Raw genomic sequence first — 13,287 nt, 5'->3', positions numbered from 1 at the left:
GGGTCGAAGGCGAACCCGGAACGCCTTACCACGAAGGAGGCGCAGTGAACCCGATCGACGCAATCACATCCATCACCGGACACGTCCTCATCCGCATCGGCAACGCCATCCTTGGCAACCAGGCAGCCAGCGAGTCGCAGCCGATCCGCATCGGCGAGGTCCACATCCACTGCGCCCAGCCGGCAGACGCGGACAGCCCAGGCCGCAAGACGCGCACCTGGCGACGGCGCTGACGTGGCGAACGAACGATCCACCCGCCGCCACAAGACACTCCGCGCAGACTTCCGAAGCCGCTGCCACCAACGGGCCGCGCCCTGCCACCTGTGCGGGCAACCCATCGACTACACCCTGCCCCGCGAACACCCTGACGCCTTCCAGCTCGACCACTACCACCCGGTCAAGACACACCCCGAGCTGGTCGACGACACCAACAACTTCCGGGCAAGCCACGGCGGATGTAATGCCTCCAGAGGTGCTGGCGAACCCACTGCCACCCTCGGCACACCCAGCGAAACCTGGTGACCCCCAGGGGGCCTGACAATCACCAGGACCCCCACATCACGGACCACTCCTTGGCGGCGCTGGTTCTCTCCCTCCTGCAGGTGAAGGGGGGTCGCGCGCGCGGTAACCCAGTATCGGAGGTCTGATCATGGCGAAAAAGACGCTCCTTTCGGAGGTCAACGCCTCGGTGCGGGCCGCTGAACACCTCCAGGACGCCCCGCAGTATCGGGCCGCGATCGAGCAGGCGCGGATGCTGGCCCGGGTGATCGACGAGGCGGTGGATACCGGGACGGAGGCTGCGACGAAGGCGTCGTTCGGGCCGGTGCCGACGCTGCACAAGGTGCTGACCGGGCTGGGGTTGACGCCGGAGGGTGCGGCGAAGCTGAACCTGCAGGCCGAGGCTGAGGGTGACGAGTTGGATGCGATCCTCGATGACCGCCGCACGCTCCGGTCTGTCTGATGTCAAGGGCTGCACCGAGCCTCGCCTGTTCACTCCGCCGCTGCGGGAGCTGACGACGCGGACGAGCGCGGGTTTCGAGTGCATCCGGTTCGCCGAGACGGTGCTGCGGATGACGCTGCTGCCGTGGCAGAAGTGGTTCCTGCTCCATGCGCTCGAGTTGAACGAGGACGGCACGTTCCGGTTCAAGCGGGTGCTGCTGCTGGTGAGCCGGCAGAACGGCAAGACGACGATCATCAAGGCGCTGATCTTGTGGCGGCTGTTCGTTGACGCAGCGCAGACGGTGATCGGTGCGGCCCAGTCCCTCGGTGACGCCGAGGACGTGTGGGAAGAGGTTGTCACCCAGGCTGAGCGAGTGCCCGCGCTGAAGAAGCGGATGCACAAGCCCAAGCGCGTCAACGGCGCGAAGGCGATGCGGCTGCGGTCGGGTGGCCGGTACATCGTCGAAACCCTCGAACGAGACGCCGGCCGCGGCAAGACCGCGGATCTGCTGTTCTTGGACGAGTTGCGTGAGCACAAGTCGTGGGATGCGTGGAACGCGCTGTCCTCGACGACCCTGGTGCCGGCGCGCGCGCAGACGGTGTGCGCGTCGAACGCGGGTGATGTGCATTCGGTGGTGCTGCGTGATCTGCGGGGGAGGGCGAAGACCGCGATCGAGACCGCCCGCACCGACGAGGTGACCCTCGGGTTGTTCGAGTGGTCGGCGCCGGACGGCTGCGATATCGACGACTGGGGTGTGCGGGCGCAGGCGAACCCGTCCCTCGGCCATACCCTCACCGCGGCTGCGCTGCAGGCGGACCGTGAGACCAAAACGGAGAACGGGTTCCGTACCGAGAATCTGTGCCAGGAGGTCGAGCAGATCCAGACCGGGATCATCGACTTCGAGGACTGGGCACCGCTACAAGACATGGAATCGGAGCGCGGGCCCGACACGCGGGTCGCTGTCGCGGTCGATGTGTCGTGGGATCGCTCCCGAACGCACATCGGGATCGTCGCCGAACGCCCGGACGGGCTACTGCACGTCGAGGTCGTCGCGTCACGTGCAGGAACGGCGTGGGTGATCCCGTGGCTGGTCGAACGCCTCGACAACGAGGACAGCTGGTTCGACGGCCGGGTCACCGTGCAGGAACGCGGCGCTCCGGTGTCGAGCCTGAGCGCGGACATGACCGAGGCCGGGTTGACGGTCGTGCCGTGCGGCGGCGCGGATCTCGCGAAGTCCGCGGGAGCGTTCTTCGACCGCATACGGCAACAGACGATCCGGCACCGCGGCCAACCCCTCCTTGATGAGGCGGTGCGCGCGGCACGGGCCCGCAGCGCGGGAGATGCCTGGTTCTTCGACCGCAAGGGATCCCCGTCGGACATCGCGCCACTGATCGCGGTGTCCGAGGCTGCGTGGCTGCTCGCACAACCCGTCGAGACACCCCGGATCTCGGCCTACGAAAACACCGACTTCGTCATGCTCTAGGAGGCAATGCGATGGGCCTTGCGTCCTTCTTCGGGTTCGGTGCCAAAGCGCCGGCAGGCCAGACCGCCGGATCCGCCCCCGTGGTCGAGGTGAACCTCGACGGGCTCACTGGACAGACGGCGGAGAAGCTGTGGCGAGACCAGCCGAATCTACGGACAGTGGTGAACTTCCTCGCCCGCAACGTCGCCCAGCTGGGGCTGCACGTGTTCGAGAAGTCGGACGACGGCAATCACACGCGGGTGCGCGCCGGTGGGCTCACGTCGCTGGTGAGCACCCCGAATCCGCAGCAGACAACCTACGAGCTGGTACACGACCTGGTCGCGACCCTAGCCCTGTACGACACCGCCTATTGGGTGGTCACACAGGACACGAAGTCCGACGCGGGCTGGACGATCCGGCCGATCCGGCCGACATGGATCACCGGCTCGAAATCCGACGGCGCGTTCGGCATCTCCGCGTACGAGGTGTCACTACCGGACGTCACCGACACGGTGATCGTGCCCGCATCGGACATGCTCGTCTTCCACGGCTGGAACCCGGAGGACACCCGGATCGGGTCGTCACCGATCTCGGCGTTGAAGGCAACGCTGCGTGAGCAGATCGCGGCCACCGAGTACCGGCGTCAGAAGTGGGAGCGCGGAGGCCGGGTCGACGCCTACGTGCACCGACCAAAGGATGCCCCGGAATGGTCGAGTGAGGCGAAGTCGAAATGGATGAAGCAGTACCGCGACGCGTACTCGGGTAGCGGCAACCAGGCCGGTTCCACCCCGCTCCTCGAGGACGGCATGGAGTTGAAGCGGCTCGGCTTCTCATCGAAAGAGGACGAGTACGTCGATGCCGCGAAGCTCGCCCTGACCACGGTGGCCAGTGTGTACCACGTCAACCCCGTCATGGTCGGCCTCCTCGACAACGCCAACTACAGCAACGTCAAAGAGTTCTCCCGGATGCTCTACTCCGACACCCTCGGCCCGACACTGCGAATGATCGAGGACCGCATCAACACCTTCCTCGCCCCGCGCGTACAAGGCGGCGTCTTCGTCGAGTTCAACGTCAAGGCGAAGATGCGGGGTTCGTTCGAGGAAGAAGCCTCGGCGTTCCAGACCGCTGTCGGGCGGCCCTGGATGACCGCGGACGAGGCCCGCGCCAAGCAGAACATGCCCGCCCTCGGCGGTGATGCCGCGCTGCTCACGTCGAATCTGAATCAGACGGCGGACAACCCGAACGCGCCGACCACAGAGGATCCGGCCGGGGAGGAATGACCAGTGAACATCAAGGACTTTCGTGTCCGCGTCAAGGCGGACGAGCGTGATGGGCTCGCCGAGGGCGAGTTCGTCGGCTACGCCAGTGTGTTCGGCAACGTCGACTCCTACGGCGAGGTCGTCGCGAAGGGCGCATTCGCCGAGTCGCTGAAGGAGTGGTCGGATTCCGGTGGTGTGCTGCCGGTGTTGTGGGGGCACAACATGTCCGACCCGGACTACAACATCGGCGGGGTTCTCTCGGCCGAGGAGGACGAGCGCGGCCTGAAGGTCCACGCCCGACTCGACATGGATTCGCCGAAGGGCGCGCAGGTGTATCGCCTCCTCAAGGGCGGCCGGGTCGGGCAGATGAGCTTTGCTTTCGACGTGCTCGAGTCGCATGACGTCAAGGGCGATGACGGCAAGCTCGAACACGTCTCCCTCGACCGCCTGAAGCTGTACGAGGTGAGCATCGTGCCGATCGGCGCGAATCAGGAGACCGAGATTCTGGCGGTGAAATCCGCGACGGACGCGCTGTGCGCGAAGGCCGGCCGCGTCATCTCGGCCAAGAACGAAACGACTATGCGCGACGTGATCGGGCAGCTGCGCACCGCGGCCGACGACCTCGAAGCGGTCCTCCCTGAATCCAGGGATTCAGAAGAAGACCAGGACCAGACCAGCGGTAAGGAACCGTCTGCCGAGTTGCCTAGCAAGGCGGCGTCGGATCAGACCACGCCGAGCCCGTCCGTCTCCCTGGCGCTGCATCTGCAACTACTCGGCCTCGATGAGGCAGAAGGGGGTTCACTGTGAACCTCGTAGAGAAGCGCGCCGAGGCGAAAGCGAAGGCGCACAAGATCCTCGACGACGCGAAGGCTGCCGGCGTCGAGCCGACACCCGAACAGGTCGCGGAGGTGGAGTCGCTGATCGAGGAGGCCAAGAGCCTCGGCGGGAAGATCGCCGCAGCGAAGAAGGGTGACCAGCTCCTCTCGGCCCTCGATGCGCTCGGAGACGCCTCGGCCAAGGCCGGTGGCGACGAGATGGGCGGCGACGAGGGCGCACCGAAGGGCTTCAGCACGGCCGGCCGCAAGTCGCGTTCCCTCGGTGAACACTTCCTCAAGGAGGCCGGCGACTCCATCTCCGGCGTCAAGGGGCGGCGATTCTCGCTGTCGACGGCCGAGTTCAAGGCCGCAGGCGACACCCACACGGTCGGCGGCTGGTCCGACGGTGTGCCGCTGCTCACCGACTATGACCGGACCGTGGTGCAGGCGTACCGGCCGATGCTCACCATCGCCGACTTGCTCGGCAGGGGGCAGATCTCCGGGAACGCGATCAGCTACCTCGTCGAGGGTGCGCGTGAGGGCGGCTTCGATACCGTCGCCGAGGGCGGCGCGAAGCCGCAGTTCCACTACGCGAACCCCACCTCGGTGGTCGACGCGCTGAAGAAGATCGCCGGGTTCATCAAGATCTCCGACGAGTTCATCGAGGACGCCCCGTTCCTCAAGAGTGAGATCGACGGCCGCCTGCTGCATGACCTCGCCACCTTCGAGGAGGCGCAGCTGCTCAACGGCGACGGTCTCGGCCAGAACCTCACCGGTCTGCTGACCCGTTCGGGCATCCAGACCGAGACGGCCGCGGCTGCCGCGGACAACGCTGACGCGGTGTTCCGGTCGATGACGAAGATCTCCACCGCCTCCGGTCTGAACGCGGACGGCATCGTGATCAACCCGGTCGATTACCAGGCGTTCCGGCTGTCGAAGGACGCCAACGGCCAGTACTTCGGTGGCGGCTTCTTCGCCGGCCAGTACGGCAACGGCGGGGTTCCGATGAATCCGCCGCTGTGGGGTCTGCGGACCGTTGTCACCCCGGCGATCACCGCGGGAACCGTCCTCGTCGGCGCGTTCTCGCAGTCGGCCACCCTGTACCGCAAGGGCGGGGTGCGGGTCGAGGCGACCAACAGCCACGACGACGACTTCACGAACAACCTGGTGACGATCCGCGCCGAGGAGCGTGTCGCGTTGGCGGTCCGTCGCCCGCTCGGCTTCGTCAAGCTCACCCTGAGCGCCGCGTAAGGGGGCCGCGATGCGTGAGTTTGTTCTCGATATCGGAGGTATCGAGCACACCGTGCAGATGACCGACGAGGACGCGAAGCGGTCCGGGGCCCGCGAGAAGAAGGTGCAGACGCGGGCCAAGGCACCCCGGAACAAGGAGCAGTAGCCGATGGACGCGCTGATCGGACTCGAACAGTTCCAGAACCTCATGGCCGGTGACGGTCTCGAGCAGTGGCAACTCGATGTCGCGAACGGCGCGGTCCGCTCCTTCTGCGGCTGGCATGTGGCCCCCGTCGTCGATGAGACAGTGATCCTCGACGGCGACGGGGGCACCATCCTCAGCCTGCCCACCCTGCGCCTGGTCTCCCTCGACGAGGTCCGGGTGCAGGGGGAGGTCGTCGAGGATGTCGAATGGTCCGCAGACGGCACCCTGCGTGGCGAGTGGCCGGATCGGTGGCGCTCGATCGAGGTCACCATGCGGCACGGATTCGACACCCCCGCCGATCTTCTCGGTGTGGTGCTCGACGCTGCCGCACGCGCGGTGAAATCGGAGCTGGGCGGTCAGGCCGAGCAGATCGGCCCGTTCAGCTTCTCCGCGTCCGAGGGATCGACGGTGCTGTACGCGCACGAGATCGCGGTCCTCAACCGCTACACGCTGCCGAGGATGCCATGAGCGAAACCGTCATACGCATCCGCCGAACACCAGGCGGGCTCGATACGAACAACGACCCGATCCCGTCGACCGTCGAGCGGACCCCGCTCCAAACGAAGGGGGTCACCCCGGGTGCGTCCCGCCGGAACACCGCTCTTGCTCGCAACGGCGAAACCATCGAGCACACCGTGTACTTCTCGCCGGCACCCGATCTGACCGATGACGACCAGCTCGAGATCCGCGGCCGTGTCTGCGACATCCGGATCCTCGACTGGCAGTCCGCGTTCGGGACCGGGCGCCGAGCACTCGAAGTGCTCGCCAGCATCAGCAGGGGGTGATCATGACCCGGCCAGGGTTCCAACTCGACCACGCCGGCGTGGAGAAGATTCTGCAGTCGCCCGCGGTAATGCAGATGGTCAACGCGCTCGCCGAGCAGGTCGCCGCGAACGTGCGCGGCCAGCTCGACGACGACGTGCCGGTGGAGGTCGACACCTACACCTCCGATCGGCAGGTGGCGTCGGTAGCGATCAAGCACCCCGGTGGCAGGGGATTCCAGTTGCAGCGCGGCGCCCTGACCCGCGCTGCGGGCATGGTCGGCCTGGAGGTGAGGTCGAAGTGAAGGCGCGTGTGCGGCCACGGGATGCGACCGTGCCGGTCAAGGACTTCCTCGCGACTCAGGTCCAGGCGCTCGATCCGGCAATCACCACAGGGTTGAGCCTGCCGAAGGACTGGACGCCGTCGGATCCGCCGGCGGTGGTGGTGTTCGACGATTCCGGCCCGGTGCAGTGGCCGGTGTCGACGAGCCCGCAGATCCGGGTCACCGTGTGGGCGGAGGGTCGCACGCTCGCTCGTGAGATCGCCGGGAAGTGCCTGGGCTGGCTGCTGTGCTCGAAGGTCCCCGGCATCGCGCACATCGGACCCGGCGCGGGTCTCCTCGACGGACGCGACAACTCCAATCACGGGTTCACGGCGTCGTTCACCGTGACCACCCGCGTCCGCACCGTTTCTTTCTGATCCGCCACACCGTGTGGCTCAACACCCTTGGAAGGGGTGCATTCTCATGGCTGCAGCAGTCAACGCCGACGCCGCCCACATTTGGGACGAGGCCGAGGTCTACCTGATCGACGCATCCGAGGTCACCGACATCGCGGCGCTCGTGCCCGCAGGGACCGACGTCGAACTCGACATCACGTGGCTCCAGGGGTTCGTGGGCCTGCTCGACGCAGGCAAGGGGATCCCCGTCAATCCCAGCGTGGAGATCACGCATTACGACGGCTACGGGCACGCCCGCTACCGCAGTAAGGCCAAGAAGGGCACGGTCGCCACGGGTTTCACCGCGCTCGAGGACAACGCCGTCACCCGCAAGGTCGTCCTCCCCGGCTCGACTGAGGGCAAGGTCGGTGCGCCGAAGAACCTGCGGTTCTACACCTGCTATGTGTCCAGGGACGAGGACATCGCCACCGAGATCCTGATCTCGACCCGGCCCGCCCTCATCGAGCTGACCAGCCATTCCGGGAAGGTCGAGGGCACGAACGAGTCCTACGAGTTCACCGTCCATCACGCGAACGATTCCGACGGTGACGTGTTCTTCCGCGTGGACCAGCCCGAGACCCCTTAGAGGCCGCGTCGAGGACTGACCTCGAACCCGACGCGGCGCCCGACACCGAGGAATCCGATCCGGGACCAGGCGACCCGGTCGAGTAGGACCCCGGCCGCCCGACGGTGTGCAGCCCGCCGGGCGGCCGGCCCCACCCCCGCAACATCAGGGAGCTGCACATGAAGCCACCCAGCGACACCGAGATCCGGCAGGCCGCCGAAACCCTCGGCCTCATCGAGCCGGGCGATCCCGTTCCGCCGCGGCTGCGCGCGAGGGTCGCCAAGACCATCCATGCCGCCGCGCTGATCGACGCCGACGACGCTGCCGAGCAGGCGCACCCGCCGGACTTCGCGGACCAGATCGCCACCACCCACACCCGGCTCATCGAGGCCGGGCTCGACACTTCCGCCGCTGACCGGGTCGTCGCGGCCATCGCCCCCGCCGTGTGGCGGGACAGCCAGTAGGAGCTGCACACTCATGCCTGACACCGACTTCGACGCCTTCGACGACAACACCCCCGGACCGCAGCGCGGAAACAATGGCGGGAAGCGGGGAAAGAAGCGACGCAACAATATTCCCGAACACGCGCCCGCACCGCAGGACCGGCCGCCGAAGAAATCCCCCCAGCAGGCCGAGGCCGAGGACATCGAGATTCGCATCACCGCGTTCGATGACGAGTTCCGGATCCGACGCTCCGAGTTGCAGGACAACTGGCAGTTCTTCGCCGCCTCCGCGGTCGGCAACGTCCCCGGGATGCTCGTGCAACTGCTCGGTCGCGACGGGTTCGTGCTGTTCTGCCAGCGCGCGATGGAGGCCGGCAAAACACCCGGCGAAGCCACAAAGGAGATGTGGGACCTCATCGCCCAGGAAGTCGGGGTCGGCGACTTGGGAAACTGATCGGCCTCCTGCGACTGATCGCCGAGAAGGCCGACCTCGTCGAGGCTGATCTCGACCGCTACTACCAGCGGGACATCCGCGACTTGTGGCGCTGCGACGACGAGGGCCGGCCACTGCTGACGTTGCGGCAGGTATGGGTGCGGATCCGACATCTGCCGAGCGATTCCGCGCTCGCGATCGCCGACAACGGCGGCACGGTGCCGTGGTCGATCACCGACCACCTCCTCGCGGATACCTGGCTGGTGATCGCGCAGGCGAACTCGGCCAAGGGCAAGGCCCCGCGTGATCACCCGCGGCGCGAGCAGGAGGCGCAGAAACGCAACGCCACCCGAACGGTACGCAGGCGCGGAGCACTCGAGCGAGCCAAGGCCCGCAACGCCCGCCGCCTCGCAGGGCGAACGCAAAACTGAATGAGAGGTTCGACGTGGTCGGCGCTACCCGCCCCTGCCCCACGTGCGGGTCGCCAATGGCGCGCAGCGGAAACATCTATCCAAAGCACTGCTCAGAGGCGTGCAAGCCACGTTGCGCTGTTACTGGATGCAGCGAACCTAGGCGCAAGCGCGGATGGTGCAACTCCCACTACAGCCAGTGGAGGCGGATCGGTGAAGAACCGAAGCCCTTCATCTGGAAATGGTCGAATCGTGGACCGTGCTTGAACTGCGGTGAAAGCACCAAGGATTCGATGCACCGCAAGTACTGCTGTGATGGGTGTCGTGTCGCGTTCGAGCGATTCGGTGGGCCGCGTCCCAAGTCCACGCCGTGTGTCGCTTGCGGTGCGCAGATCGATCTGACCGAGGTAACTAAGGGCGGGCAACGCAAGCGACGAACTACCAAGTTCTGCCGGCGATGCGTCGGCGACTACGACAAGTACAAGATGAGCGCGCGGCAGCTCGCGCTACGAGACGGTGCGATCTGCGGAATCTGTGGCGGCGACGTCGATATGTCCCTCAGTCGCAAGGACGACGGGGCGATGTGTCCCTCGGTCGATCATATCGTTCCGCGATCACTCGGGGGGTCACACGATCCGTCGAATCTTCAACTCGCGCACATGGTGTGCAACATGCGTAAGTCCGATCGGGTGCGTCCCGTGGCCTGAGGAGGTGGTGCCGCGATGACTACCAGTATTGGTTGGGCATCGGTTTAGGTCCAGATCGTCCCGGTAATCGGCGGTGTCAGCAAAGACATCTCCCGGCAGCTCACCCCGCAGATGAAGCAGGCCGGGAAACAGGCCGGCAAGGAACTCGGCGACGGTATCGCTGACGGGCTGAGCCAGGCCGAGGCCGCGGTCAAGACCGCATCGCGGAAGATCGAGCAGGCGCGCTCCGCCGAGCAGGACGCAGCGGCGAAGCTGAACATCGAAGAGTTGAAGCTGCAGGAACTGCGCGAGAAAGGCAACGCGAAGGCGTCTCAGCTCGCCTCGGCCGAGGAGCGAGTGCGGAAGGCGCGCCAGAAGCACAACCAGACCGTCGGGGCAGCAGAGGCAGCTCTCAAGCAGCTCGAGACCGCGCAAGAGCGGGCCACCCGCGCCACCAAGGAGACGGGCGACGAGGCGCGACAGTCGAGCCGGAAACTGCTCGACTTCTCCGACTCCGTCGACGATGCCAGCGGGCAGGCCGACATCGGGGTCGGCAAGATCGGCGCATTCGCCGCGGCCGTCGCCGGGATCGGTGGCGCTGTCGGGCTCGGGATGCAGGCCCTCGACAATCTCGACATCGAGAATCGCCTCGGTGTGCAGCTCGGCGCCACGCCGGAACTCGCTGAGCAGTACGGCGAAATGGCGGGCGAGCTCTACAAGTCGGGGATGGTCGGGTCGATGCAGGAGGCATCGGACGCGATCCTCGCAGTGGCCTCCACGTTCGAGGTGGCCGGCTCCGAAGGCGAGAAGTCGATCAGCGAGATCGCCGACTCGGCCGCGTTCTTCTCGCGGAACTTCGGCGTCGACATGGCCGAGACGGTGCAGACCGCGAACCAACTCATCACACAGGGGCTTGCGAAGGACTCGACCGAAGCCTTCGACCTGATGACCACGGCATGGCAGCGCACCGACGAGGCCATGCGCGGCGAGCTTCCCGACTTGATCAACGAGTACGGCACCTTCTTCTCTGCTGCCGGACTGAGCGGCCAGGAGGCGTTCGGCACGATCGCCAACGCCGCGGACGGCGGCAAGGTTGCCATGGACAAAGTCGGCGACGCGGTGAAGGAATTCACCATCCGCGCCACCGATCTCGGCGACAAGGGCGCGGTCGAGGCGTTCGACGCGATGGGGCTCTCGGCAAGGGATATGGCGAACAAGCTGCTCGCTGGCGGCCAGACGTCGGCTCAGGCGTTCAACCAGATCATCGGCAAGCTGCAGGAAGTCGAGGACCCGGCACGTCAGGCCGAGCTTTCCGTCGCCCTGTTCGGTGCACCACTCGAGGACCTTTCAAAGAACACCATTCCTGGCTTCCTCGACGGCATGGGTTCCGCGGGTGACGCGATGAACGGGTTCGAAGGAGCGACGGGCAGGTTCCAGGAGCAGTGGGAGTCGAACAACCCGTCACTCGCTCTTGATCAGCTGAAGAACACCATCACCGGCGGGCTCACCGATGCACTCGGGAGCATGGCGACGTGGGTCATGGACAACAGCGACAGCCTCAAGACCTTGGCCCTAGTGGCGGCCCCGTTCTTCGCGGCCCTGGTCGGCTACACAGCAACGGTCAAGGCCATTGAGATCGCAACCCTCGCATGGAATGTGGCACACAAGCTCCTCGACGGCACGATGAAGGTGAGCACGGTCGGGCTCATCGTCGCAGCGATCGCAGGTCTTGTCACCGTGGTCGTGCTAATCGCCACCAAAACAACCTGGTTCCAGGATATTTGGTCGGCCGTCTGGGGCGCCATAACCGCAGCGTGGGACTGGGCCTGGGGCGTTCTATCGTCCGGGTTCGAGATGCTGAAAGGGGCGTTCGGTTCGATCGGCGACAAGGTCGGCGAGGTCAAGGACTGGATCGTCGAAAAGTGGGACGCCGTCGTCGGATTCGTGACCGGGCTGCCGGGCAGGATCGCTGACGCCGCGTCTGGGATGTGGGACGGCATCAAGGACACGTTCAAGAGCGCGCTGAACTGGGTTATTCGGAAGTGGAACGACTTCGAGATCGAGATGAAGGTCCCCGACTATGTCCCGTTCCTCGGCGGGCAGGGGTTCACGATTCCCACGCCCGACCTACCACTACTTGCCGCGGGCGGCGTCGCGGGCCGGCGCGATGACGGAACCCTGTGGGGTCCGGGTACCGGCACCTCCGATTCGATCCTTGGTGTGGATCGGTGGGGGATCCCGACGGCGTTCGTATCGACCGGTGAGGGTGTCGTCAGGAAATCGGCGATGGACCGGGGCGGCAACGAGGTCGTCGCGGCGTTGAATGCGGGCTGGGTGCCGTCACCGGAGTTACTGCACGCGATGGTCCCCGGCTACGCCGAGGGTGGTGTCGTCGGCGCGGCCGATCTGGCCGCCTTCGCGAAGGGCGTCGACGGCAAGCCGTATGTGTGGGGCGGTGTGAACTGGGGTGACTGCTCCGGTGCCGTCTCCGCGCTGGCGAACTTCGCTGCCGGGCTGGATCCGTTCGGGAGCCGGTTCGCCACCGGCACGCAGGCGGAAGGGCTGGCAGAGCGCGGTTTCAAGAGCGGTGTCGGCCCGGCTGGGTCGCTGCGGATCGGCTGGTTCAACGGCGGCCCGTTCGGCGGCCACACCGCGGCCACCTTGCCGAACGGCGTGAACTTCGAGATGGGCGGCGAGCGCGGCAACGGCCAGTACGGCGGCACCGCGGCAGGTGCCTCCGATCCGATGTTCACCGACCACGCCTGGCTGCCGATGGCCACGGTGAAGATGGCCGAGTCGCTGCAGCCTTCCAGCGGACAGACGCCCCCGGGCACCGGCGCAGTCGGTGGAGCGCAGCAACCGCAGCAGACGTTCTCGGGTCGGGAACGGTTCCGGCAGATGGGCGCCGACATCGGCGGTATCTGGGCAGACAGCCTGATCGACATCACCGGCGTCGGTGGCCTGCTGGATCTCGCGGACCGCTACACCATCACCCCCGAAGCCGGCACCGCGCCGACAGGAGGGCAGGAGGGTGTCGACGGCGACCGCAACGTCGTGCCGTGGCTGATGGACGCCCGCAACTTCCTCTCCGACGTCGGACTGTTCGACAACGGAGGCATCTGGGAGCCGGGCACATTCGGGTTCAACGGACTCAACGAACCCGAGCACGTCCTCAAGGACGCGCACTGGAAGACCGCCGAGGCGAACATCGCGAAGGTCGACGAACTGGTCGGTGCCGGTGCCGGTGGTCCGCGGGTGCAGATCGTCAACAACAACAACCAGACGATCGCCGACCAGGCTTCCTGGCAGCGCGATCAGGCGAACCGGGAGCGGATCGCTCTCATGCGTTTCGGGAGGTGA

At 66.3% G+C, this 13,287-nt stretch carries 18 protein-coding genes; all 18 read left to right on the top strand.

Annotation, left to right across the window (positions count from 1 at the left end):
• Window positions 1-44 precede the first annotated feature (44 nt).
• The 18 genes from EF834_RS01905 (at window position 45) to EF834_RS01825 (ending at window position 13,287) form a co-directional block, all read left to right on the top strand.
• On the top strand, window positions 45-233 hold the full coding sequence (locus tag EF834_RS01905) for a hypothetical protein (protein ID WP_127945191.1): 189 nt from the start codon (window positions 45-47) through the stop codon (window positions 231-233).
• 1 nt (window position 234) lies between these two features.
• On the top strand, window positions 235-522 hold the full coding sequence (locus tag EF834_RS01900) for an HNH endonuclease (RefSeq protein WP_127945188.1): 288 nt from the start codon (window positions 235-237) through the stop codon (window positions 520-522).
• Between the two features lie 127 nt (window positions 523-649).
• Window positions 650-961, top strand: coding sequence for a terminase small subunit (locus EF834_RS01895; protein ID WP_127945185.1), 312 nt, complete (start codon window positions 650-652; stop codon window positions 959-961).
• On the top strand, window positions 933-2,423 hold the full coding sequence (locus EF834_RS01890) for a terminase large subunit domain-containing protein (protein ID WP_164874043.1): 1,491 nt from the start codon (window positions 933-935) through the stop codon (window positions 2,421-2,423). The genes EF834_RS01895 and EF834_RS01890 overlap by 29 nt, the downstream gene beginning before the upstream one ends.
• A gap of 11 nt (window positions 2,424-2,434) precedes the next feature.
• Window positions 2,435-3,682 (top strand): phage portal protein, encoded by a 1,248-nt coding sequence (locus EF834_RS01885; protein ID WP_127945178.1) that lies wholly within the window; start codon window positions 2,435-2,437, stop codon window positions 3,680-3,682.
• Between the two features lie 3 nt (window positions 3,683-3,685).
• Window positions 3,686-4,468 (top strand): HK97 family phage prohead protease, encoded by a 783-nt coding sequence (locus EF834_RS01880; protein ID WP_127945174.1) that lies wholly within the window; start codon window positions 3,686-3,688, stop codon window positions 4,466-4,468.
• Window positions 4,465-5,727 carry a phage major capsid protein gene (locus tag EF834_RS01875; protein ID WP_127945171.1) on the top strand — a complete coding sequence of 421 codons (1,263 nt, stop codon included), beginning with the start codon at window positions 4,465-4,467 and terminating at the stop codon, window positions 5,725-5,727. The genes EF834_RS01880 and EF834_RS01875 overlap by 4 nt, the downstream gene beginning before the upstream one ends.
• Before the next feature lie 10 nt (window positions 5,728-5,737).
• A complete protein-coding gene (locus EF834_RS18585) occupies window positions 5,738-5,872 on the top strand; it encodes a hypothetical protein (protein ID WP_268960882.1) in 135 nt (44 codons plus the stop codon).
• 3 nt (window positions 5,873-5,875) lie between these two features.
• The gene (locus EF834_RS01870) at window positions 5,876-6,379 is read left to right on the top strand and encodes a hypothetical protein (RefSeq protein ID WP_127945168.1); all 504 of its coding nucleotides are present in this window, start codon (window positions 5,876-5,878) and stop codon (window positions 6,377-6,379) included.
• Entirely contained in the window at window positions 6,376-6,696 is a 321-nt protein-coding gene (locus EF834_RS01865; protein WP_127945165.1) for a hypothetical protein, read from the top strand. Before EF834_RS01870 ends, EF834_RS01865 begins: the two co-directional genes overlap by 4 nt.
• Window positions 6,697-6,698: 2 nt before the next feature.
• Window positions 6,699-6,977, top strand: coding sequence for a hypothetical protein (locus tag EF834_RS01860; RefSeq protein ID WP_127945162.1), 279 nt, complete (start codon window positions 6,699-6,701; stop codon window positions 6,975-6,977).
• On the top strand, window positions 6,974-7,372 hold the full coding sequence (locus EF834_RS01855) for a hypothetical protein (protein WP_127945159.1): 399 nt from the start codon (window positions 6,974-6,976) through the stop codon (window positions 7,370-7,372). The genes EF834_RS01860 and EF834_RS01855 overlap by 4 nt, the downstream gene beginning before the upstream one ends.
• 46 nt (window positions 7,373-7,418) lie before the next feature.
• Entirely contained in the window at window positions 7,419-7,976 is a 558-nt protein-coding gene (locus EF834_RS01850; RefSeq protein WP_127945156.1) for a hypothetical protein, read from the top strand.
• Between the two features lie 158 nt (window positions 7,977-8,134).
• A complete protein-coding gene (locus EF834_RS01845; protein WP_127945153.1) occupies window positions 8,135-8,419 on the top strand; it encodes a hypothetical protein in 285 nt (94 codons plus the stop codon).
• Window positions 8,420-8,432: 13 nt separating this feature from the next.
• Window positions 8,433-8,852 (top strand): hypothetical protein, encoded by a 420-nt coding sequence (locus tag EF834_RS01840; protein WP_127945151.1) that lies wholly within the window; start codon window positions 8,433-8,435, stop codon window positions 8,850-8,852.
• A complete protein-coding gene (locus EF834_RS01835; protein ID WP_127945148.1) occupies window positions 8,804-9,262 on the top strand; it encodes a hypothetical protein in 459 nt (152 codons plus the stop codon). The genes EF834_RS01840 and EF834_RS01835 overlap by 49 nt, the downstream gene beginning before the upstream one ends.
• 242 nt (window positions 9,263-9,504) lie before the next feature.
• Window positions 9,505-9,948, top strand: coding sequence for an HNH endonuclease (locus tag EF834_RS18280; protein WP_206615154.1), 444 nt, complete (start codon window positions 9,505-9,507; stop codon window positions 9,946-9,948).
• Window positions 9,949-10,059: 111 nt separating this feature from the next.
• Window positions 10,060-13,287 carry a phage tail tape measure protein gene (locus tag EF834_RS01825; RefSeq protein WP_127945144.1) on the top strand — a complete coding sequence of 1,076 codons (3,228 nt, stop codon included), beginning with the start codon at window positions 10,060-10,062 and terminating at the stop codon, window positions 13,285-13,287.

The organism is Rhodococcus spongiicola (assembly GCF_004011835.1).
Lineage (GTDB): Bacteria > Actinomycetota > Actinomycetes > Mycobacteriales > Mycobacteriaceae > Prescottella > Prescottella spongiicola.
The sequence above is the reverse complement of the archived record's forward strand: the minus strand, read 5'-3'. Positions and strand labels throughout refer to the sequence as shown.